The sequence below is a fragment of the uncultured Brachyspira sp. genome, from assembly GCF_944393015.1.
In the GTDB taxonomy this organism is placed as follows: Bacteria; Spirochaetota; Brachyspiria; order Brachyspirales; family Brachyspiraceae; genus Brachyspira.
In genome coordinates, this window is sequence record NZ_CALXYQ010000003.1 from 103,919 (window position 1) to 127,959 (window position 24,041).

23 protein-coding genes are annotated in these 24,041 nt (G+C 26.5%); 8 read left to right on the top strand and 15 right to left on the bottom strand.

Translation table 11 applies throughout. From position 1 onward, the window contains the following. The first annotated feature begins 141 nt into the window (after positions 1 to 141). Positions 142 to 999, top strand: a complete 858-nt coding sequence (locus tag Q0K19_RS02230; RefSeq protein WP_297245002.1) for an HAD-IIIA family hydrolase — start codon at positions 142 to 144, stop codon at positions 997 to 999. 86 nt (positions 1,000 to 1,085) lie between these two features. On the opposite strand, the gene Q0K19_RS02235 is transcribed toward Q0K19_RS02230, so the two are convergent. After that, positions 1,086 to 3,482, bottom strand: a complete 2,397-nt coding sequence (locus tag Q0K19_RS02235) for a chemotaxis protein CheA (protein ID WP_297245003.1) — start codon at positions 3,480 to 3,482, stop codon at positions 1,086 to 1,088. 153 nt (positions 3,483 to 3,635) lie between these two features. On the opposite strand from Q0K19_RS02235, the gene Q0K19_RS02240 reads away from it, so the two are divergent. Genes Q0K19_RS02240 through Q0K19_RS02250 form a run of 3 tightly spaced genes read left to right on the top strand, consistent with a single transcriptional unit; the run spans position 3,636 to position 6,632 of the window. Then, complete coding sequence (locus Q0K19_RS02240) at positions 3,636 to 4,943, top strand: UDP-glucose/GDP-mannose dehydrogenase family protein (protein ID WP_297245004.1); 1,308 nt, start codon at positions 3,636 to 3,638, stop codon at positions 4,941 to 4,943. Between the two features lie 2 nt (positions 4,944 to 4,945). Further along, positions 4,946 to 5,464 carry a metallophosphoesterase family protein gene (locus Q0K19_RS02245; protein WP_297245005.1) on the top strand — a complete coding sequence of 173 codons (519 nt, stop codon included), beginning with the start codon at positions 4,946 to 4,948 and terminating at the stop codon, positions 5,462 to 5,464. Then, positions 5,457 to 6,632: a DUF6348 family protein gene (locus Q0K19_RS02250; RefSeq protein WP_297245006.1), complete on the top strand. Its 1,176-nt coding sequence runs from the start codon at positions 5,457 to 5,459 to the stop codon at positions 6,630 to 6,632. The genes Q0K19_RS02245 and Q0K19_RS02250 overlap by 8 nt, the downstream gene beginning before the upstream one ends. Positions 6,633 to 6,635: 3 nt before the next feature. On the opposite strand, the gene Q0K19_RS02255 is transcribed toward Q0K19_RS02250, so the two are convergent. The 4 genes from Q0K19_RS02255 to Q0K19_RS02270 form a co-directional block, all read right to left on the bottom strand. Then, positions 6,636 to 8,636, bottom strand: a complete 2,001-nt coding sequence (locus Q0K19_RS02255) for an FUSC family protein (RefSeq protein ID WP_297245007.1) — start codon at positions 8,634 to 8,636, stop codon at positions 6,636 to 6,638. A 340-nt stretch (positions 8,637 to 8,976) separates the two neighbouring features. After that, positions 8,977 to 9,510, bottom strand: a complete 534-nt coding sequence (locus Q0K19_RS02260; RefSeq protein ID WP_297245008.1) for a hypothetical protein — start codon at positions 9,508 to 9,510, stop codon at positions 8,977 to 8,979. 9 nt (positions 9,511 to 9,519) lie between these two features. Beyond that, positions 9,520 to 10,509: an FUSC family protein gene (locus Q0K19_RS02265; RefSeq protein ID WP_297245009.1), complete on the bottom strand. Its 990-nt coding sequence runs from the start codon at positions 10,507 to 10,509 to the stop codon at positions 9,520 to 9,522. A 134-nt stretch (positions 10,510 to 10,643) separates the two neighbouring features. Continuing rightward, complete coding sequence (locus Q0K19_RS02270; protein WP_297245010.1) at positions 10,644 to 10,835, bottom strand: hypothetical protein; 192 nt, start codon at positions 10,833 to 10,835, stop codon at positions 10,644 to 10,646. Positions 10,836 to 11,060: 225 nt separating this feature from the next. Here Q0K19_RS02270 and Q0K19_RS02275 point away from each other — a divergent pair, with 225 nt between their 5' ends. After that, positions 11,061 to 11,564 carry a hypothetical protein gene (locus Q0K19_RS02275; protein WP_297245011.1) on the top strand — a complete coding sequence of 168 codons (504 nt, stop codon included), beginning with the start codon at positions 11,061 to 11,063 and terminating at the stop codon, positions 11,562 to 11,564. 2 nt (positions 11,565 to 11,566) lie between these two features. Continuing rightward, positions 11,567 to 11,980, top strand: a complete 414-nt coding sequence (locus Q0K19_RS02280; protein WP_297245012.1) for an META domain-containing protein — start codon at positions 11,567 to 11,569, stop codon at positions 11,978 to 11,980. A 77-nt stretch (positions 11,981 to 12,057) separates the two neighbouring features. Here the strand turns inward: Q0K19_RS02280 and Q0K19_RS02285 are convergent, their stop codons facing one another. The 6 genes from Q0K19_RS02285 to Q0K19_RS02310 all read right to left on the bottom strand — a co-directional run bounded on the left by Q0K19_RS02285 (position 12,058) and on the right by Q0K19_RS02310 (position 18,573). Further along, complete coding sequence (locus Q0K19_RS02285; RefSeq protein WP_167336122.1) at positions 12,058 to 12,213, bottom strand: hypothetical protein; 156 nt, start codon at positions 12,211 to 12,213, stop codon at positions 12,058 to 12,060. Between the two features lie 14 nt (positions 12,214 to 12,227). After that, positions 12,228 to 13,250 carry a galactose/methyl galactoside ABC transporter permease MglC gene (mglC, locus tag Q0K19_RS02290; RefSeq protein ID WP_297245013.1) on the bottom strand — a complete coding sequence of 341 codons (1,023 nt, stop codon included), beginning with the start codon at positions 13,248 to 13,250 and terminating at the stop codon, positions 12,228 to 12,230. 21 nt (positions 13,251 to 13,271) lie between these two features. Continuing rightward, complete coding sequence (gene mglA / locus Q0K19_RS02295) at positions 13,272 to 14,777, bottom strand: galactose/methyl galactoside ABC transporter ATP-binding protein MglA (protein ID WP_012672031.1); 1,506 nt, start codon at positions 14,775 to 14,777, stop codon at positions 13,272 to 13,274. 113 nt (positions 14,778 to 14,890) lie between these two features. Then, entirely contained in the window at positions 14,891 to 15,940 is a 1,050-nt protein-coding gene (locus Q0K19_RS02300; protein WP_297245014.1) for a galactose ABC transporter substrate-binding protein, read from the bottom strand. Between the two features lie 503 nt (positions 15,941 to 16,443). Next, positions 16,444 to 17,472: a galactose ABC transporter substrate-binding protein gene (locus Q0K19_RS02305; protein WP_297245015.1), complete on the bottom strand. Its 1,029-nt coding sequence runs from the start codon at positions 17,470 to 17,472 to the stop codon at positions 16,444 to 16,446. Between the two features lie 84 nt (positions 17,473 to 17,556). Continuing rightward, positions 17,557 to 18,573 carry a galactose ABC transporter substrate-binding protein gene (locus tag Q0K19_RS02310; protein WP_297245016.1) on the bottom strand — a complete coding sequence of 339 codons (1,017 nt, stop codon included), beginning with the start codon at positions 18,571 to 18,573 and terminating at the stop codon, positions 17,557 to 17,559. A gap of 231 nt (positions 18,574 to 18,804) precedes the next feature. Between Q0K19_RS02310 and aroB the strand changes: the two genes are divergently transcribed. Both aroB and Q0K19_RS02320 read left to right on the top strand, forming a co-directional pair. Further along, positions 18,805 to 19,863, top strand: coding sequence for a 3-dehydroquinate synthase (aroB, locus tag Q0K19_RS02315; protein WP_297245017.1), 1,059 nt, complete (start codon positions 18,805 to 18,807; stop codon positions 19,861 to 19,863). Continuing rightward, a complete protein-coding gene (locus Q0K19_RS02320) occupies positions 19,860 to 20,501 on the top strand; it encodes a hypothetical protein (RefSeq protein ID WP_297245018.1) in 642 nt (213 codons plus the stop codon). The genes aroB and Q0K19_RS02320 overlap by 4 nt, the downstream gene beginning before the upstream one ends. Positions 20,502 to 20,951: 450 nt before the next feature. On the opposite strand, the gene Q0K19_RS02325 is transcribed toward Q0K19_RS02320, so the two are convergent. From Q0K19_RS02325 to Q0K19_RS02340, 4 genes are all read right to left on the bottom strand, one after another. Continuing rightward, a complete protein-coding gene (locus Q0K19_RS02325; RefSeq protein ID WP_297245019.1) occupies positions 20,952 to 21,383 on the bottom strand; it encodes a flavodoxin in 432 nt (143 codons plus the stop codon). A 29-nt stretch (positions 21,384 to 21,412) separates the two neighbouring features. Continuing rightward, positions 21,413 to 21,994: a DUF3793 family protein gene (locus Q0K19_RS02330; protein WP_297245020.1), complete on the bottom strand. Its 582-nt coding sequence runs from the start codon at positions 21,992 to 21,994 to the stop codon at positions 21,413 to 21,415. 99 nt (positions 21,995 to 22,093) lie between these two features. Further along, on the bottom strand, positions 22,094 to 23,023 hold the full coding sequence (locus tag Q0K19_RS02335; protein WP_297245021.1) for an AEC family transporter: 930 nt from the start codon (positions 23,021 to 23,023) through the stop codon (positions 22,094 to 22,096). A 97-nt stretch (positions 23,024 to 23,120) separates the two neighbouring features. Further along, positions 23,121 to 24,041, bottom strand: coding sequence for a VWA domain-containing protein (locus Q0K19_RS02340; protein ID WP_297245022.1), 921 nt, complete (start codon positions 24,039 to 24,041; stop codon positions 23,121 to 23,123).

The following is a 24,041-nucleotide window of genomic DNA, read 5'->3' on the forward strand; positions in this document are numbered from 1 at the left end:
ACTCCCTAATTTGACTAATAATATATATCATAAACAAAAAAAATCAATGTAAATAATACAATCCTTTTTATTGAAAAAACTCTTTTTTTATATTAAACTTGAATAATTATAAATCATATCAAAAATATTAGGATTTGAAATATGTATAATAATATAGAAAATTATTTTTATGAGTTTTATAAAAAGTTGGAGAAAGATTCTGTATTAATGGCATTAGATTTTAATATGGATAATACATCATCAGAGAATTGTAAATTATATACTATAGATAAAAGTTATAAAGTAATAAAAAATGATATAACAAATATTTTATCAGGATATTCATTCAATAATAATTTATTAGTTCATAATGGAAAATTGTATAATAAATCAGAAATTGATGATAATAAAGATCATATAAATAAATTGATAAATGAAGCATTCAATAAAAATATATTGTATGGTATACCTTCATATTTTATAGATAATACTAAAAAAATTAATAAGGCTTTATTTTTAGATAGAGACGGTGTTTTAATTGAAGATGTTGGATATATAGGAACTACCGACAGAGTAAAAATAAATTCAGATTTTATTGATATAGTTAAACATGCAAATGATAAAGGATATATCACAATAGTAACAACAAATCAGGCAGGAGTATCATACAATTATTATACTAATGAAGATGTGAATAATGTTCATAGATATATATACGATGAATATAAAAATAAAGGTGCGATTATAGATGATTTTTATTATTGTCCTTATCATATTAAAGGTCATGTAGAACCTTATAATATAGTTTCTATGCTAAGAAAACCTGAATGCGGGATGCATTTGCTTGCTTCAAAGAAATATAATATAGATTTATTTAATTCTTTTATGATAGGAGACAGAGATACTGATATTGTAAAAATACCTTATCTTCGTACATTATTAGTTGCAACTGATGTTTATGATATAGAAAATAAAGAAAATATAGTAAAAGTAAATGATATATATAATATTATTAAATGAATATCATTTATATAAAAATGGACTTATTTAAAAACTGCTTAAAAAATTATTAGTTTTTAAATAAGTCTATTATATTTCAAGCAAATTTATTGCTGTATTTCAGGTATTTCATTATTTTTTAATCTTTCAATAAAGCTTCTCAAATCGTTTTTATTACCTTGATTATTATTAACCTTTCCTCTTTCAATGATTCTCTTAGTACCAAGACTTACTATTGTTTGTATATCTAAAATGAAGCTTACAGTACCATCTCCCAAAACAGTAGCACCAGCCAAACCTTCTGATTTTGTAATATTATCTTTAAGAGTTTTAATAACTATATCTTGTTCACCTATTAAGTTATTTACAAGTAATGCTACCTTTTTACCTTCAGAAGAAAGTATAACAGCATAGTAAGATTTTATATTATTGTATCTTGAAGGAAGTCTGAATAATTCTTTAATACTTAATACGTTGATAACATCATCTCTAACTTTAATAACTTCTATTCCTTCCAATTCCTGAATATCTTTAACATCTATTTTTACAGTTTCTAATATACTGTTAATAGGAACCGCATAATATTCTTTTTCAGCATCAACTATAAGAGCCTGAATAATTGCAACAGTAAGAGGGATTCTTAGGAAGAAAGTAGAACCTTTTCCCCATTCTGTTTCTATACCTACAGTACCATTGATTTTCTCCAAACTTTTCTTAACAACGTCCATACCAACACCCCTTCCGGATACATTGGTAATTTTAGCAGCAGTAGAGAAACCAGGAGCAAATATATATTCAAGCATTTGTCTTTCTGAAAGTTTAGCATCAGCAGATACAAGTCCTTTTTTAACGGCACTTTCAAATATTTTCTGAGGTATCATTCCTTTACCATCATCAGATATTTTTATGATGATCAAGTTACCTTCATGCGAAGCACTCAAAACAACAGTACCTGTTCTAGGCTTTCCAGCTTTTTCTCTATCTTCAGGAAGTTCTATACCATGGTCCATAGCATTTCTTATGATGTGTACTAATGGGTCAACTAATACTTCAATAACGGATTTATCTAATTCAGTTTCCTCTCCGTACATTTCTAATTTTACTTCTTTACCTAAATCTCTTGATAAATCTCTTATAAGACGTGGGAATCTGTTGAAAGTTTGAGCTATAGGGAGCATCCTGATTTTCATTACAGTTTCTTGGAGTTCATTTGTTACCCTTGTAAGAAGCTGATAAGAGTTTCTAAACCTGTCTAAAGTATTTTTAAACTCTTCTTCCATTTTTACAAATTCATTTAATTTATTATTGAATCCGTCAATATATGTATTTCTGATTTCTTTAGCTTCTTTTTTCTGTAAATGCTCTTCAAATTTTCTAAGTATCTGAACAATACTATCTCTATAATATCTTTTTACTTCATTTATACCAGTACCTATAATTTTTTGATATGAAGTAAGATCATCGTCATACTGTACATAAGAACTTTTATTTGTTACAAGCTCTCCAACTTGGTTCATCATAGCATCAATTCTGTCACTTTCTACCCTTAAGAATGAGCTTTGTCTTTCTACTTTATGATCTTTACCGCCTTTACCAGCATCAGGTTTTTTAGCGGCACCTGAAGGAGCAGAAGCTTCTTTTGCTTTTTGGGCTTCTTCCTTCTGTTTTTTCTCTTGAAGGAATTTCTCATATTCTTCAAGTATTATTTCTTCTATTGATATTTCTTTAGTAACATCTGGTAAAGTAATAGCATCTATTATTGTTTGATCTTCTTTAATAGCTGCTAGTATATAAGTTACATGTTCATAAAACTCATCGCCTTCCAAAGCTTCAAGAGGAGGTATGCTTCCCATTATTTCGCCTACATCTTTTAATGCAACGAATACTTGAACCCCGCCTACAGTTCTCATAGGGCTTTCAGGATCGAAACTTACATGAACTAATTTTGTTTTAACATTTTCTTCTACATTATCCCTTATTATTCCTAATAAATCACTGTCATTTGGAAGAAGTTCATATTTATTTATCTTTTTTTCAGCTTCAGGGGCAGCGGCAACAGGAGCATTTCCAGACGGAGCAGCATCATCTCCAGAAGATGGGGCAGGACCTTGTCCTAATTTCATATTTTTGAAATCTTCTAATTTTTTGATTTCAGCTTCTATATCTCCGGAATATTCGCTTTCTTCGCTTGCAGTATTAATAAGGTCTTTTAATATATCTATACCTTTTAAAAGTACATCTATAGTAGCATCATCTACTTCTATTTTATTATTTCTTATTAAATCTAATAAGTCCTCAAATCTATGGGCATATTTTTGTGTTTCAACTAGTTCTACAGCACCGGCACTTCCTTTTAAAGTATGAACGGCCCTAAATATTTCCTGTATTGCATCAACATTGTTTCTTTCATTATCCAAAATAAGAATATTTTGTTCAAGTCTATCCAGCATTTCAAATGCTTCTTCAAAGAAATCTTTAAGCAGACTTTTTATATAATCATCCATTTATACGCCCCATAAAATTGAAAATCTTATTATATATTATCGTAAAAACCTAAAAATATCTATAGCAAATAATATTTTACTTGAAAATATTCTATTTTATTATATGATAAAAACAGTTAAATGTCTACTTTTTTATTTTAAAGGAGTTGGAAGATGAAAATATGTATAATAGGTACAGGTTATGTAGGACTTATTACAGGTGCTTGTTTAGCAGAAATGGGTAATTATGTTATATGTGTTGATAATGATGAAGAAAAATTAAAAAAACTTAAAAATGGTATTACCCCATTATATGAACCAGGTTTGGAAGAACTTATAGTTGCTAATGTTTCTGAAGGAAGATTGGAATTTACAGATGATTTAGATTATGCTGTGAAGCAGTCTATAGCTTGCTTTATTGCCGTTGGTACGCCTTCTGGAGATGATGGAAGCTGTGATTTGAGTTTTGTGCTTTCTGTGGCAAATGATATTGGAAAAGCTATGAATGGATATAAGGTTATAGTAGATAAATCAACTGTACCTGTAGGCACACATAAATTAGTAGAAGACGAAATAAAAAAACATTATAGCGGTGAATTTGATGTAGTTTCAAATCCTGAGTTTTTAAAACAAGGTGCCGCTGTTGATGACTTTTTAAAGCCTGATAGGGTAGTTATAGGCTCCAACTCTGAAAAAGCTATAGATATAATGAGAGATATTTATAATCCTTTTACTAGAACAGGAAATCCTATAATTATAATGGATGTACGTTCTGCCGAAATGACTAAATATGCCGCTAATGCTTTTCTTGCTACTAAAATATCTTTTGCTAATGAAATTGCTAATATATGTGAAAAAGTAGGTGCTAATGCTGATTTAGTAAGAATCGGTATGTCTAGTGATAGGAGAATAGGAAATCAATTTTTATTTCATGGTTTAGGATATGGCGGAAGCTGTTTTCCAAAAGATGTACAGGCTTTGATAAAAACTGCATCTGATTATGGTATAGATTCTGATTTACTTAAAGCTACTCATCAAGTTAATGTGAATCAAAGAAAAATTTTTGTTGAAAAGATATTAAAATATTATAATAATGATATCAAGGATAAAACTTTCGCATTATGGGGATTAGCATTCAAGCCTAGAACTAATGATATGAGAGAAGCTCCTGCCATCACTATTATAAATATGCTTTTGGAGGCTGGTGCTAAAATTATGGCCTATGATCCTAAAGCTTTTGATAATGCCAAGTATATATTTGGTGATAAAATATATTATGCTGAAAACTCTTATGATGCTTTGAAAAATGCTGATGCTTTGATTTTAGTTACAGAATGGAATGAGTTTAGAAGACCTAGTTTTGATAAAATAAAAGAGTTATTAAAAGAGCCTGTTATATTTGATGGAAGAAATCAATATGATAAAAAAAGAATGAAAGAAAGAGGTATTAAATACTTTTCATTAGGTGTAGCTGATAATTAATAATGATATATTTTACTTCTGATACTCATTTTTTTTATATGCCAGGAAGTAGGAAGAATTCATTTAATGATTATAATTCTATGCATAATTGTTTAATAAATAATTGGAATGAGAAAATAAATAAAGAAGATGATGTATATATAGTAGGTGATTTTTCTAATGATAAAGGATATTTCAAAACTACTGAATTATTAAAATCATTAAATGGAAATAAATACCTTATAAAAGGGAATAATGATAAATTTTTAGATAATGATAAATTTGATAGAAAATTATTTAAATTTATCAAAGATTATCATATTTTGGATATTAAAAATTATAGTAGCATTATAAAAAAAATAGTTTTATTTCATTATCCTATATTAGAATGGGAAGGCTATTATAATAATACTATGCTTATACATGGACACTGGCATAAAGATAGAAAGTATCATCGTTTAGCATTTAATGCAGCATGTGATATTCATAATTTTAGCCCATTGTCTATTAATGAAATATTAGAAATGGTGCTAAATGGATAATTATAAAGATATACTATTAAATAGACTTCATACTACTATAAATCATAATAATGAAATAGAAAATGACTGCATTAGATTTTTAAGCTATGATATTACTATAGAACCTAAAATAATTCAGCTTGAAAAGAAAAAAAGTATATTATGCACAGTATATTTCTATGTAAAAGCACCTCTTTTTGATAATGTATTTTTTGAATCTTCATCAAGTATAGCTTCAGATGAATATAAGGCTATAGAACTTTCATCTGATAATTTTGTATATTGTGCTTTGCATGGCATATTGGATTTTCTTTCAGGTATACATCATCATGAAATAGAAACTTCAATACTAGGAAATAAAAAGCTTTTCACTGTATGCGAAAGTCCTATATTAGGTCTTGGAAATATAGAAAATAGTATAAATAATAAAGAAGATTTTTATAATGATTATGTTGGCTTTGATGAAAAAAACGGATATTCTAGTTTTTTATGGAATTCTATATATAAAGAAGTTCCTTTTATACTTGCTAATAATAGAGTAAGTTTTATAAAGACTTATGCTGCTAAAATGCCTAATGATGATATTATAGTAGAATGTACAATAAATAATATTCAAAATAAGACATTAGAAAACTGCGTTCAAAATGAAATTATTAAATGGGATAATAATGGAGAGTTCTTTTCTATAAAGCAATTTTTCTTTATACTGCAGTCGGATAGTACTTATATTAAATATCCTTATACAAAAGAGGAAATTGAATATTTTGTTATGGAGTATGTACTTGAGTTTGAGAAATGCGGTTTTAATTATGATGATTTTATCAAGAATATAAAAAACGTAATATCTGATGATAGTATAAGAGAAGAAATGATGAATTTTATTCCTGAAATATGTGCAGAATATGCTTTTAAAGATGTTGTTTTTAATGATAGGGTAGATGTTTATATAGAAAATAATCATTATAATATATTAAAAACACAATTTACAAGCTATAAATATATTGAAGATTCTCTTATAGATGGTTTTTCAAATAAGATTTTTAAAAAAGAAACTTTTAATGAATTAGTTCATATCAGTAATTCTTATCATATAATATATGAGGCTATGCAAAACGATAATAATATGAAAATGAATGATATATTTGTTTCTGTTGCTTTTAATTTCTCTAATGAATATAAATTTATATAATCATTATAATATATTATCTATATTATTTTTTATTGAATTGTTTATAGAATTTATACTGTCGAAACAATTTTCCAATCTGTAAAATATATATGAATCTGTTTTTATAATGTTTCTCTTTTTTTCTTCGCTGTTATAATCATTAATTTCATTTTTGAATAATTTAGCTGTATTTTCTAATGTGTTTGATATGTTTTCGATGAAGATTAATATATTTTGTTTATCTTCCGGTCTATTATATTTTTTAATAAGATGTATTAATTGTTCTGCTTCAACTATAAATTTTCTATTGCTTTCTATTAATGAGTCTGTTATAGGAGTACCTTTATATCTTGTTTGATTTTTTTCATGTACGATGATGTTGTTTTTTATCATATATGTTTTTAATAGTATTTCATATAGATACTGAGATGTAGTTTCATTATTTATAGCTTTTCTAATTTGATTTATTATTATAGTATCTATTTCTATAAGTTCGCTTATTTTATCAACCATACCTTTATGACTTTCAGTTCTTATGATAAAATGGTCAAATACCCAAACAATAGAAAGAGCCATTATTATAAATCCCACTCTTGATGAAGCTGACATTAATTTCGGCATATACGGAAATGAAGATATTAATGCAGAAATTGTTCCGTATATCTTTTTTAAAAAGTCATTAATAGAAGCAAGCGATAATATAAAGCATACTCCTATAGCAGGAATAATCATATCATAAGGTATATATCTGAAGAAAACTGAAAATATAAATACTCCTATAAAGTTACCTAAAACATTTATTTTTAAATTATGTTTTTGTTCTTCGTAAAATGGATACAGCATTATATAAGAGAGAATAGGAAGCCAGTAACCTCTTATAGCTATTTCATCAGGCAGAAAATATCTTATAGTAAATGATATACACATTATGATTCCCATTTTTAGCGAGAATCTGAAATGGCATTTATTGATATTAAATTCTTTTTTCAATCTTATGAATTTTAAATTGAATAATCTTGTTATTTCAAACTCATCTTTTTTATTTTCAAACATATTGTGTAATATATTTTTCAATTTAGATATAGTATATATCCATTCATAATTACTTTTTTCATTGCTTAGAGAATAATTATCATTGAAATAATTTATAGCACTCATTACACTATTATATTCTTTTTCATGTTTTGATATATCTTTTTTTAGCAAATTGGATATTCTATCTAAAATTTTTGAAAGCATAAAAAAATATTCTGCATCTTTATCTGTAAAATTAATAATATTCTGATGTTCTTTATCTATTAATAAATTTATTTCTTCCAAAAATAAAACAAGCTGAAAGTGATTAATATTTCTATTATTCATAGTATTATGTCTTTTTAATGTATCTACATATATTGCAGTAGTATATCCATTAATAATAGGGAATAAATCATCTTTTTTATTTAATGAGCATGTTTTATTATATAATGATGATATTTTTTTATTTATAGCTTCTATTCCTTTACAAGCCAAATTATTAGATAATTTATGTCTAGTTAAAAATCTATTTAATGTTAAAAATATAAACACTATAAGTAGAGCAGTTAATATAGCTTCCATTCTTAAATGTATATCTGATATAGGTATGTTATATGCCTGCAAAAGAACATAAGCAAATCCGTATATAAAATAATTTCTAGGTACAAAATCATCTGAAAGCAAATATACTATAGAAAAAGGAACTATAAAGTTAAGGGTTATAGTAAAAAATAGATTTTGTTCTGCTATAGTTGCTAAAAATCCTAATAAAAGTATTCTAAAAGCTACAGCAGGAAAACTTTCTATAGTAAAACTTTGACGCATTAAAGCACATATAAATATAGAAATTACACCTATAGTGGCATTTTCTCTTCCAAATAACCTAGTAGATAATACCATTATAAAAAGCCCTACCAATACGCTAGGCAGAAAATCTATAGCTCTTTTTATGAATGCAATTAATATTTCTTTTTGCTTTTGATAAAAAACTTTATTTGTAAAAAACATTGGAATTAATTTGTATTTTCTTCTTAATTATATATTATAGACTATATTACAAATAAAAAATAGTCAATAAAGAATTATATAATTTTTTATTATTGCTAATATTAATATGAGATATAATATATTAATTTAAAGTGTATTATATAATGATATCAGTAATTGTATGACATAAAGAATATTATTATGCATTTGTAATTTAATAGGGCATATACAGAAATGAATGATGTATTTGTGTTTTTTATTTTACAGATTAATATGAATTATTAATTATTTATCTTATATTAAGGTTATCTATATTATCTTTTATAGATACATTAATTGCATTTATACTATTTAAGCATTTCTATAATCTATAAATTAAATATGAGTTGCTTTTTTTATTAAAATGATTATTTTGTATATCATTACTAATATCATCAATTTCATTTTTGAATATTTTTGATGTATTTTCTAATATTATTGAAATATTTTTAATAAATATACGTATATTTTGTTTATCCTCCGGTCTATTATATTTTCTTATAAGATTTATTAATTGTTCAGATTCTACGATGAATTCTCTATGATTTTCTATTAAAGAATCTTTTATAGGAGTTCCTTTATATCTTGTTTGTTTTTTTTCATGTACAATAATATTATTTTTTATCATATAGGCTTTTAATAATATTTCATATAAATATTCAGATCCTATTTCATTATTCATAGCTTTTTCCATTTCCTCTATTAATATAGTATCTATTTCTATCAGTTCGCTTATTTTATCTATCAATCCTTTATAATTTTCTGTTTTTATTATAAAATTGTCAAATATCCACACTATAGATATTGCAGTTATCATAAATGTACTTCTCAATGATATGGATACTAATTTATTCATATATGGAAATTATGATATTAATGCAGAGATTGTACTGTATATTTTTTTAAAAAATTGATTCTTAGAAGCCATAGTCAATACAATACATATTGTTATAGTTGGTATAATTGCATAATTAGGAATATATTTAAAGAAGATTGCAAATATAAATACTCCAATAAAATTACCTAATATATTTATTGTGAATGTTTCTTTTTGTTCCTCATAGAAAGGATGTAGTATCATATATGAGATAATAGGAAGCCAATAACCTCTAGTTGCTATTTGATCTGGAAGAAAATATTTAACGGTAAATGCTATACACATTATAATACCCATCTTCAAAGAAAATCTGAAATGACATTTATTGATACTCAATTCTTTTTTTAAATTCATTAATTTAAAATTGAATAATTTGGTTATTTCAAAATCATCTTTGTTATTTTCAAACAAACTATGTAATATATTTCGTAATTTGATTATAACATACAGCCATTCATAATAACTTCTTTCATTACTTAAAAAGTAATTACTATTAAAGTCATTTATCATTTTAATTATAATATTATATTCAGCTTCATGTTTGTATATTCCATGTTTTAATATACGTGATGTTCTTTCTAGAATTTTTGAAAGCATTATAAAATATTCTGAATCTTTTTTAGTAAATTTATATAAATTTTCATATTCTCTTTCTATTAAGATATTAATTTCTTCTAAAATTAATATAAATTTAAAATGATTTATATTTCTATTATTCATAGTATTATTTCTTTTCAATGTATCCATATATATTTCTGAAACATATTCATTTATAACAGAAATTATATCTTCACTTTTATTTATTGGACATGCTTTATTGTATAAAGTTAATAGTTTATCATTTATTAATTTTAGCCCCCTATATGAAAAATCATTATATTTTTTATGTTTTGTAAAAAAGTTATTGATTGATAGGTATATGAATGATATTAACAATCCTATTAATATAGCTTCTATTCTTATATGTATTCTTGACATAGGTATATTATATGATTGTAATATAACGTATGTAAAACCATATATAAAATAGTTTCTTGGTTTAAAATCATCTGAAAAAAATATACTATATAAAATGGTACTATAAAGTTAAATAATATAATACAAAATAGATTTTATTCTGCTATCGCGGCTAAAATGCCAAGTAATAATACTCTTAAAGCTAATATTGGAAAATTATCAATAGAAAAACTTTGAGATTTTAGTCCGCATATTAATGTACAAATAGGACCTATACTAGCATTTTCTTTTCCATAAAAATTAACAGATATTGTAGATACAAAAAAGCCTATTAATATACTAGGCAAAAAATCTATAACTCTTTTTATAAAAGATATAAAATTATCTTTTTGCTTTTGGTAAAAAAATTTATTTGTAAAAAACATTAGAATTAATTTATATTTTTTATTATACTTATATATAATAGACTATATTATAAATAAAAAAATAGTCAATAAAGAATTATATAATTTTTTATTATTGCCGATATTAATAATTGAGATATCATATCTTAATTTTAAGGGGATTATACTATGCCGCCAGTAATCATAGAACATGAAGAATATCCTTCTGTAGTAGTTATTGAATATAACAGCATATACAGAAATGAATTACAAAATTTTATACATAATATAAAAATCAAAGATAATAAAGAAGAAGTTTTCGTTGAACCTTATTTCAATAAAATTCTTCACACCAATAATACCAATATAGGACTTTTGACTATAGACGGAAGAATCAATGGATATTATTATATAAATAAAGATTGTGTACTTAAATATATATATATGAATTATCCATATAGAAGAAATGGTTTTGCCAAATTGCTTCTAACTCATGCAATCAAAGCTAATCCTAATATACAATTTGAGAAAAATGCCAATCAGGCTTATACTAGACTTATCAGTTCTCCTATATTTGAAGATGTACTTAAAGGCAATTCTTCAGGAGCATTTGATAATAGTTCAGGCTCAATGGATACATTTGAGGATCTTAGCGGCGGCGGAAGTAAAGAAGGGGAGCTTACTTTATTTTAACTTTGAAAAGATTTTTATATGCAAATATTATACTGATCATATTCTTTCTTGTATCATGTGCTCATAATGCAGTTTCAATAGCAGAAGAACCTATAATTGAAGAAAAGATTAAAGTTTACCGTCTTATAAGTATGCATACTGCTATGAATATCACTATTAGTATAGATGATAATAAAATATATGGTAAATCTGCTATAAATGATTATTGGGCTAATTGTAAAATCGAGGGTGAAGGCATATCAATAGATATGATAAAAACCACAAGAAAAACTGATAATGCTGAAAAGAGAAGGGCAGAGGGTGATTATTTATCAATACTTCAAACAGCATATTCAATTAAAATAGAGGGAAACAGACTTATAATATATACTAGGTTTATAGATGAACCTCTTATCTATGAAGAAATAGAAGATTAAATATAAGATTAAAGAAATGAAAAAATAAAGGCTGTACTTAATAACGAGTACAGCCTTTTTTGTTATATTGCTTATTGTTAGCTATATATTAAACTAGCAATATATCTTACAAACTCAGCGATTAAAAAGATCATAACTATGAAACCCAAGAATATCCAAGATTTCAAAGTTCTTTTTCTAGTTTCCTTTTTATTAAATTCTCTCCTAAAAGGATCGTTATTATCATATTCCATAATAAAACCCTATATCATACTTTTTTCAAATACTTTTGTGTATCAACTGCAACAGCAGCAATTATGATAGCACCCTTAATTATGTATTGCATATATGGTGAAATACCAACGAATGTCATACCATAGTTAATAACTTGGAATATTAATACTCCAGATACAATACCTATAATAGAACCGATACCGCCAGAGAAAGAAACTCCTCCTACAACGCAGGCAGCAATAGCATCAAGTTCATATCCATTACCTAAGTTGTTAGTAGCAGAACCAACACGAGCAACCTCTAATGAACCAGCTATACCATATAAAGCACCTGCCATAGTATAAACTATCATAAGAGTAAGAGGAATGTTTACACCAGAAACAGCAGCAGCTTCAGGGTTGCCTCCAACAGCAAATATATTTTTACCTAATTTAGTTTTATTCCAAATAACCCACATTATAGCAGTTATTATGATAGCAAATATAATTAGGTATGAAATAGTATAGTTTCCTATTTTTATACCTCCCAAAGCAAGATTAGTAAATCTAGGATCAAGTCCTCCAATAGGCTGAGCACCATAAGGAGGTCTGTCAAAATAAGTACTAGTTACACCATAAAGTATAAGCTGCATACCTAAAGTGGCAATAAATGGAGTTACATAAAGTTTAGAAATAATGAATCCATTTATAAATCCGAATACCATAAGTATAAGCATAACTAAAAGTATAGGGAGTATAACCGGAAGCATAGGTAAATCAGGATACATTCTAGTAGGGTTAGAAGGAGATTGTAAAAGTGAAGCACTTACAACAGCAGCAAGTCCTACAGCTCTACCAGCACCTAAGTCGTTACCTTGAGTTACAAGAAGTGTTCCAATACCTACAGCTATTATCATACGAGTAGAAGCCTGAGCAAATATATTTAAGAAGTTACTTAATTTGAAGAAACTAGGGTCTTTAATGATAATACCTATAAGTATTACGAGTAATGCTGCAAATATAGCATTGTTTAATATAAATGATTTAATAGTTTTAATGTTTATTTTATTTTTATCCATGATCCTTCCTTTTGATTAAAATTATAAATATTTAGCAGACAATGCCATGATTTCTTCTTGATTAGTATTTTTAGTTTCAACAATACCAGCCACTCTTCCATTACTCATAACCATGATTCTGTCAGTGATACCGAGTAATTCAGGCATTTCAGAACTAACCACTATTACAGCTTTTCCAACAGTAGCTAAATCGATAATAAGTCTGTATATATCATATTTAGCACCAACGTCAATACCTCTTGTAGGCTCATCAAGCATAAGAATATCAGGTTTGCTTAAAAGCCATCTTCCTAATATAACTTTCTGCTGGTTTCCTCCAGATAATGTTTGTATAGCTGTTTTTTCAGAAGGAGTTTTTACCTGCATACTGTCTATAACCCATTTTGTATCTTCCTGCATCTTTTTATTATCCAAGAATCCAAATTTATTTTTGTAATGGTCTATATTAGCTATAGTAGAATTGAAATTGATAGATAGCATACCGAATATACCTGTTTGTCTTCTTTCTTCGGTAACTAAAGCAAATCCATTTTTTATAGCTTTTCTTGTAGAAGAATTGTTAACTTCTTGAGCCATTTTAAATACATGACCTGAAGATAAAGTTCTCATACCGAATATACTTTCTAGTACTTCAGTTCTTTTTGCTCCAACAAGTCCTGCAATACCAAATACTTCTCCTTTTCTTACACTAAAGTTAACTTCTTTAAGAGAAGGCTGATAAAATGCAGTGAAATCTTTTATTTCTAAAATATCCTCTCCAGGAACATTTGTTTTTTCAGGGAAACGATTAGTTAAATCTCTTCCTACCATCTGTTTAATAATCATATCAGTAGTTAATTCTTTAGATGGGGTAGTGGCAACATATTTACCGTCTCTCATTATAGTAACTTCATCAGATATTTGAAGTATTTCTTCCATCTTGTGAGATATGTAGATCATACCTACGCCTCTGCTTTGAAGTTTTCTAATGATTTTAAATAATTTAGCAACTTCTTTTTCAGTAAGAGAACTTGTAGGCTCATCTAACACCAATATTTTAGAATTATAAGAAACCGCTTTTGCTATCTCTACCATTTGCATTTCAGATACAGATAATGTAGATACTTTTGTTCTAGGATCCAGAGGTATTTCCAAATCATCAAAAATTGCTTTAGTATCATCATACATCTTTTTCTCATCAATAATAACGCCGTATTTGGTAGGATATTTTCCAAGCCATATATTGTCTTGTATATTTCTTTGTCTAACTTGGTTAAGTTCTTGGTGTACCATAGCTACACCATTATTCAAAGCTTGTTTGGGTGATATAAAATTTACTTCTTTACCATCTAGGAATATATGTCCTTCATCTTTACGGTATATACCGAATAAACATTTCATCAAAGTAGATTTTCCAGCACCATTTTCACCCATAAGAGCAACTACTTCACCCTCTCTTACGGTTAGCTGTACATCATCTAATGCTTTAACACCCGGAAAAGACTTTGAAATACCTTTCATTTCAAGAACAATTTTTTTATTATCCATATTAAAACCTTTATTTTTCAAACTCTGCTAATATAAAAATAAATTAGATATTAGATAATTAAGAAACAGGGATATTAAAAGATTAATATCCCTGTTTTATCACAAATTAATTATTATTTATAAGCTTCTTCAGCAACGTTTATATTATCTTTAGTTATAGGTACATAAGGAACGCGAACTGCTTTAACTTCGTCTAAAGTCCAAGTAGTACCATCTAATGGATCTTTTCCAGCAGCAACATTTAAAGTAATGTCAACTAGAGCTTGAGATTGACCAACTGGGTCATTAAGAACAGAACCTACTATAGTTCCTTTTTTGATTTCATTGATCATATCAGGAATAGCATCAACACCTACTATAGGTATGAATTTAGTAGTATCGCCTTCTTTGTTGTATCCTAAAGCTTGTACTGACTGTAAAGCACCTAAAGCCATAGCATCATTGTTACAGAAGATATATTCAAGTTTGTCGCCATATTTCTGTATCCAAGCATCAACTATATCTTTAGCTTTTGCAGTGTCCCACATAGCTGTTTGTTCTTCTAATTTTTCTACTTTAAGACCGTTGTTAGTAACGTATAAAGTAACATGGCTAGTTCTAGCTTCAGCATCTGGGTGTCCTGGTTCGCCTTTTAATAAAGCATATTGTATAACACCGTCACCATTTTTGTCCCAAGCAGGATTAGCTTTCCAAGTATCTACAACGATTTTACCTTGCATATCGCCTGATTCTTCTGGAGTAGTTCCTACATACCAAGTTTTATCATAGCTAGCCATAGCTTCAGCACTAGGCTGTTTGTTGAAGAATACAACAGGTATATTTTTAGTTTTAGCTTTATCTATGATAGTTTGAGCAGCTTGAGGGTCTACCAAGTTAATAGCTAATGCTTTTGAATCTTTTTGAATCATAACATCAACTTGGTCATTTTGCTGAGCTTGGTTGTTTTGTGAGTCATTGATTATCAAATTTGCTTTTCCGCTAATTCTAGTTTCAATGTTTCTTCTGTAGAATGACATGAAGTTATCATCATAACGATAAATTGTTACTCCGATAGTTGGGCCATCAGTAGTTGCTGTGGATGAAGAAGATCCGCCTCCGCAAGATACCACGAAAAGTGAAGACATTATAAATAATGCCGCCATAACGATAAGTGACTTTTTCATATTAGAAAACTCCTTAAATTAATTAATATTCTCTTAATTAATTAGTATATAAATTTATTTTATTAAATCAAGTAAAATCACTTTTTTTGACTTTTTGATATTTATATGAACCCTAATTTTATGTTATATTCTGTATTATGATAACTTTATTTACACTTTTTATTTGTAAATATAATTTATGATAATTAAAAAACTATATTAATTATTTTATTAACTTTTTTAAAATTATAAATAAACTGCTTATAATTAATGAATTAAAAATAAAAAATTGAGTGTCTAGTAATTTAGATGGCTAGTTATTAGATTTTACAAATAGATTTTTTTATTATGATAAATGATATTATTAGATTTTTATAATCAAATTTATTTCTAATAATTAATAAATTAATATTTTTTATTGTAAATAAAATTAATTTGATTATTAAAAAGGTAAGTTATTACTTGAATAATAATACAATAACTTACCTTTGATAATCAATATAGTAATTAATAATATTTACAATTTATTTATAAGCCTCAGCAGCATCATTTATATTTTCTAATGTGATAGCTCTATAAGGTACTCTTACAGCTTTTACATCATCTAATTTATATTCTGTTCCAGTTAATACATCTTTTTTATTTGCAACATTCATAACCATATCAACTACAGCTTTAGCCTGATCTTTAGGGCTTTGTAAGACAGTGCCTACTACAGTACCTTTTTTAATTTCTTCTATGATTTCAGGAATAGCATCAACACCAACTATAGGTATAAATTTATTACTGTCGCCTATATTATAACCTTGTTTTTGAATAGATTTTAAAGCTCCCAAAGCCATAGCATCATTATTTGAGAATATAAACTCTATACTGTCTCCATATTTTTCTATCCAAGAGTCAGTAGCTGTTTGTGCCTGAAGTATATCCCAATTTGCTGTCTGTTCATCTAATTGTTCTATAGTTATTCCATTATTAGTTAAAACTGATTTAATTCTTTCTGTTCTAGCTTCAGCATCTGGGTGTCCTGCCTCTCCTTTTAATAAAACATATTGAATTTTTCCATCTCCATTTTTATCCCAAGCAGGATTCTCTTGCCAAGCCTTAACTACTATATCACCCTGTATATTTCCTGATTCTTCACTTAAAGTACCTACATACCATGCCTTATCATAAAGCATCATATCTTCTTTACTAGGCTCTTTATTGAAAAATATTACCGGTATTCCTGTAGGCTTTATTTTGTTAATCATAAAACTAGCTGATGCAGGATCTACTAAGTTAATTGCCAAAGCATCAACCTCTCTTTGAATGGCAGCATCTACCTGATCATTTTGCTTAACCTGATCATTTTCTGAGTCATTCATTATAAATTTGGCTTTTCCATTTAACATAGTTTCAATATTTCTTCTCATAAATGAAATAAAGGCATCATCATATCTGTAAATAGTAATACCAACTTCTATTTCATTATTAGCTTTTGAAGAATTACCGCAGCTTACTAATGATATAAACAATAAAATTGATGAAATAGTAACTATTGCTTTATTCATAAAAAACTCCAATTTTTTATATAATAATATCCAGTTTATTAAAAAAAGATATATAAGTCAAATTAAATTATGAAAAAATATAATTTATTTATATATTTTTATTGCAGTATCTATATTAGATTTATTTACAGGTATATAAGGTATTACAATATATTTATCATTATAAATATTAAAATGTAAACCATCTAAAGGAGATTTTCCGCTTATTATATTACTTGAAACAGAGCATAAAGTTTGAGCCTGTATTTGAGGATTTTGCATAACAGTTGCAAATATTCCATAATTATTGATTTCTTCTAAGCATTCAGGTATTCCGTCAATTCCTACTATAGGTATATAATTAAGCATTCTGCTGCTGTTATTATATCTAAATTCTCTTAAAGTATCTAATGCTCCTAATGCCATATTATCATTATTACATATAATATACTCTATCTTTTTACCATATTTAGATATTAAAGTTTTCATTACCTTTGCAGCTTCATCTCTTCTTCCCATAGCTGAAACTTCTTCTAGCACATTTAATTTTATATTGTTAGAAGCTATGTATTTTTTCATATATTCTGTTCTTTTTATAGTGTCATTATCATTTAAATCGCATTTTAATATGACACATTGTATTTTACCATCTTCATTTTTATCCCAATTCATTCTGTCTTTCCAGCTTTCTACTATTACTCTTCCTTGAGCACTTCCTGCCTCTTCGCTTATTCCGCCTATATACCAAACCTTATCATAAGTTTTTACAACTTCTAGTCCAGGTTCTCTATTAAAAAATATTACAGGCTTATTGTTTATGCTTATCTTATCCAATACTTTTTGAGCTTGAGATTTATCTACCAAATTTATAGCTAGCAGGCTGACATTCTTTTGTAAGAACATATCTATTTGACCGTTTTGAGTTGATTGACTGTTATAAGAGTCTGCCATAAGCAGAGAAGTATTCTTATTTATATTTTTTTCTATATATTGTTTTAAAAATCTCATATAACTGTCATCATATCTATAAAGTGCTACACCTATAGAGTTTGTTTTTCTCTGTGTATACAATAACACAGAAGATGATAATAATACTAATAATAAAATAATAATTTTTTTCATTTATATATACTCCTAATAATGACTTTTAAATTATAGTAAAATAGTTTTTATTGTCAAGTTTATAAATATTCAAATATGATTTTTATATTATGAAAGTTTGTTTTTTATACTAGTTTTATATAAAAAATATATGAAACTTTTTTAGTTATTATAAAATATAATTTAATGTTTTTTTATTTTTTAAAATGATTTATAATGAAAAAAATATAAAATATAATGGATTTTAATGCTATGAACAAAGTAAAAGTAAAAATAAAAAATGATTCAATTATCAATTATGATATTTTAGTTCAAAAAGGATTGATAAATGACGCTGGTAAATTAGTAAAAAATATATTAAGAGGAAAAAGAGCCTTAATAGTTACAGATGATATAGTAGATAAACTTTATACTAATATAGTAAAAGAAAGTTTGGAAAAAGAAGATATTATCACTTCTGTATGTGTTCTTCCAAATGGAGAGCCTAATAAGAATATAGAAAGCATTAATAATATATTTTCAGCATTAGCAAAGAATGAATTAAGCCGTAAGGATATAATAATTGCATTGGGAGGCGGAGTAATAGGAGATATGGCCGGATATGCTGCTGCTGTTTGGATGAGGGGTATTGATTTTGTGCAGATTCCTACTACATTACTTGCTTGTGTAGATTCTTCTGTGGGAGGAAAGACAGGTATTAATATAAAAGAAGGTAAGAATTTAGTAGGTGCTTTTCATAGTCCTAAATTAGTTATAATAGACAGCGATACTTTATTAAGCCTTCCTAAAAGGGAGTTTAATGAAGGAATGGCTGAAGTTATAAAGCATGCATTTTTATTTGATGAGGCACTTTTGGAATTGATAGAGGCACATGTTCATAATAATACTTATTTGGATATGGATTTTGTATTAAAGAGAAACTGCGAATTGAAGGCTCATATTGTAGAAATAGATTATAAAGAGCAGAAAGAAAGAATGTTTTTAAACTTCGGACATACTATAGGGCATAGCGTTGAGAATGCTGCTGGTTATGGTGTATTGCTTCATGGTGAGGCTGTTTCTATAGGTATGATTTTTGCTATAGAGTATGGTATTAGAAAAGGCATAACAAAAGATAAAAATATATTAGAAAGAGCCAAAAATATATTAAGTAAATTTTCTCTGCCAATATCAATACCTGATAACATGAATTTAAAAGACTCAATTAAACTCGATAAAAAAAGAAGCGATGATAAAATCAATTTCGTATTTTTGGAATCTATTGGAAAACCTTGTATTGAAAAAGTAAGTTTGGAGGATATTTTAAAATGAATAAATTTACTTTTGCACTTATGCTTTCTATCGTTATGCTGATATTATGTGCTGCTAATACAAAATCTGATAAAAAAATAAAAGTGGCAGATACCGCTTCAGTTGATATAAAGAATAATAGTTACAGTAATATAGATAAATATGTTATGGAAATTTTAAATGCTTACAGAGTACATGCTACAAATATAATTGATATAAGCGGAAATAAATATTATATTTCTAGTGTAGATATTCTTAATACTAATGATGAAAGTTTTGATGAAAAAAAATATAAAGAGAATTATATTTATATAAGTATATGGAAATTAAATAATAATAAAGCAAATTTTGTTTCTGGTTTTTATCCGTATACTATATCTGCTGACTGGATAGGTGATATAGTTTCAGAAGTGAGCAACAATATGCTTGAATTTGTATTAGATCGTTATTCAAAAAAATATTCTTGTCTTAATTTTTATAAATTTAATATAGTAAAAAAGAATAATACAGTTAATTTTTATCTTACTAACTTTTCAGAAAGAACTTTTAAGATAGATCCTAATACAGGAGAATTGTCAGCACCTGAATATTTCTTTGATCATGACAATGTTATGATGAATGATATTGGTAAATATTATGAGTATTACAATTTTAATTAAAAAGTAATAAAAACTAAATTTGATTAATGAAAACAAAAAATTAGAAACTTAAAAATTTTTAGTATATACCTAAACAAATATATTTTGTCAAAATAATTTTTTTAATTTAAAATATTTGCAGGGCTTTGCCCCGCACCCCAGTTCTTTTGTTGGCACAAAGAACCTATATCCTCGACAGGCTCGGATACGCTTCGCGAAAGACTGCATTTTGGCTTTAATTTTATGAATTACCTTACATTTAAGATAATTTTAGTATGATTTAGTACTAATTTTATACTTGCACTTTTTGCGGCGGGAAAAAGTTGAATAAAAAAATTGACAAACTTAAAAATTTTTAGTATATATCAGAAAAATAAGAATGGATATTATAATCTTAATTAATAATAATTAAGAGGCATTAACTTTTTTATAAGCTAATGCCTCTTTTTTGTTTTAGGATTTATTTAAAACTTATGCTTTCAATAGGGCTTCACCCAAAGACTTACATTCATCAATGGCGTCATCGTCTGGAGTAAGATTTGTAATGAGTCCATCTTTTACCAAAGAAGCACCTGTATCTTTCACATCATCTTGCCATATTCTCATCCATTCTCCATCACCCCAATCATAAGAACCGAATAAAGCTACTTTTTTACCTGATAAACTTCCTCTTATAGAATCATAGAAAGGCTGAAATTCTGATTCTTCCAAAACTTCGGCTCCCATAGCAGGACATCCTAAAGCCACTTTTGAATAGTTATTTATATTTGCAGTATCAAAACTAGATACAGGGAAAATATCAGCTTCTCCTCCGGCATTTTCAATACCTTTCTGTACATTCTGTGCCATAATTTCTGTATTTCCTGTACCGCTCCAATATATTATTGCTATTTTATTACTCATATTATTACCTCCAATATATATAATAATTATTAATTTTGAATATACATTTTGTAATCGTCCATTATTTCTAATATGCCCTTACCGTTTAAAAATGTATTTATATAAAAACTTCTGCATTCATTATATCTATTGAATGTTTTTATAGCTTCATTTTTATTATGATACACTTTCCAATATCCTGTATGTAGGCTATTCTTACCGTAATTATTTATAAAGCCGTATATGTCCATAAGAGGATAGCCTAAAAATATTCCTATCTCATGAGGAAAATCTTTATTGTTCTGCATTCTGTATTTTAGCAGTTCTATACACTTATAGACATCTTTAGCTTCATATCCGTAAAGCTCTAAAAAATAGAAAACATCATCATTCAAAATATATTCTTCAAGCCTTTTTCTATTATAAACATAAACTATAACCTTATTATCATAGTCTTTTATTATAGATACATTTATATTACGGCTGTTTAATATTTTATTGTATGATGCTGTTTTTTTGTAAACCTCCTCTTTAGAGCCGTATTGGTATGTAAATATATTAGCTATCTTTATACCTGACAAAGCAGGGGCACAGTGATTTATAATTAACTCATCAAAACTATATTCTTTCATTGTTAGAGTATTCTAACATATATTTTTAGAATTGTCAATACTTTTGTTAGTATATTCTAACTTTTTAAAGATTTTTATTTTAATAATTCTATAAATATATTAAAATTGTATAAAACTTACTATGATGCAGAATATTAAAGACATTATTATTTGTAATGATAAGAATCCTGATAAAAATTTATTAACTTTTTCATCATTAGTATACATTAATAGTATAAAAGGTGATGGTGATAGAAAATATATAATCATAGATTTAACAAATATAAAATTAACATTTATTATTTTAGATATAACAAATAAGCTTAAAGATATCAATACTGCCATTGTAGCGAATCTTACAAAGAATAATTTAATAGCCTTTTTTAATATATCAATTTCAAATTCAAGTTCTGCTCCTATGCATAATAATATCATAGAAGATAAAGGCTCTGTCAAAAAAGATATTATTCTATTGTAAGTGCCGGATAAATTTGAATTATCTATCTTTTCACCTAAATTAAATAATGCTCCTATTATACCTAATATAAGACTTATTATTATTGGGCTTTTTATTATAGAGTTTATTACTTGCTTTGTAGTTTGCTTTTTGCCTGATATCAAAGTCAAGCCTGTTGTAACTACAGTGAATACAAATATATTATTTACCATATCTATTTGTATTATTTGAAATAGATTTTCCTTGCCTATAATCATATTAAGTATAGCCAATGCAAACATTCCGCTTTCAATACAGGTATTAGTATATGGTACATATTTTTTTATATCGTCGCTGAATAATGGTCTAAATAAGAATCCTAATAAATACGCTGAAAATATTATTATAAATCCTGCTATTATTAATATTATAGAATCTTTATTGAATGTGCCATGAATAAGTATATTAAAAAAAGTAAATGGAAGAAATAAATTCACTGCTAAATTCTTTATAGTTTTTATTCCTTCGTTACTTATTATATTAGTCTGCTTTAATATTTTACCGAAAGCTATTAAAACAAATATAGGCAGTATCAATTCTAAAATAGTATACATTTTTTTACCCAAATATCTTATTATGATATATAGTATATAAAAATTATATAAATAATCTATATCTTATAATAATTTTTTACATATCAAACATTTATATTTATTTGTTTGATATACCTAGAATTTTTTTCTTTTCTTCTATTTTTATAGACTGCTCTTTTATTTTTTTAAGTACAGGTATTTTTATTGATGCAGTATTATTTTTTACTTCTTTTTCTAATTCATCTATTTTTCCTGCATCTTTTGCCGCCATTGCCTGTATTATATCTACTATGTCATCAATATTGTTTATACCAATAGCAATACCGCCTGTAACGTTTGCAGCCCAAGAAAAAAATTCTCCGTTATTCAAATTATTTGTTCTTTTACTGAAATCTCCTATATCTGCTTTATATAAATTTTCTACATCATCTATATCTGCACAATAAACAGTATTAACAGTGATTTTATTTTTATAAAGTTTTTCTACTATTTTGAAATAATCAAGTTTTTCAGGGCATTCGTGAGGCTGATGAGGTTTAGCATCTCCAAATAATACTATAGATTTTATACCTTTTTGATTCCAATTAATATTAAGTGCATCATTTAAAGCATCTTCTACCGCTTCATCTTCATCTCCTCCATGTCCATTTGGAGTGTTTTTAATAAAATCAAATAAAGAATTTGTATCTTTAGAAAGTTCATGTATTTTTGTTACATATGGATCTCCGCTTCCATGATCTAAATAAAATATTATTCCTATACGTAAATTATTTATTAATTTGAATAAAGTTTTAGAAATTTCTTTGAATTTATTTTTTAATACTTCTCTATACATTTCCATAGAACCTGTAAGATCTCCTATTAAAAGTAAATCAAATGCTGTACTTTTTTCTATTTCTTTTTTTATGCTGTTTTCTTCACCGAAAATTTTAGATATATTAGGCCTATTCAAATTTACTGATTTTAATTTATTATTTGTATTGATGGATAAATTTCCTTTTTTTAATTCTGGTATAATTAATTTCTTTTTATCTGACAT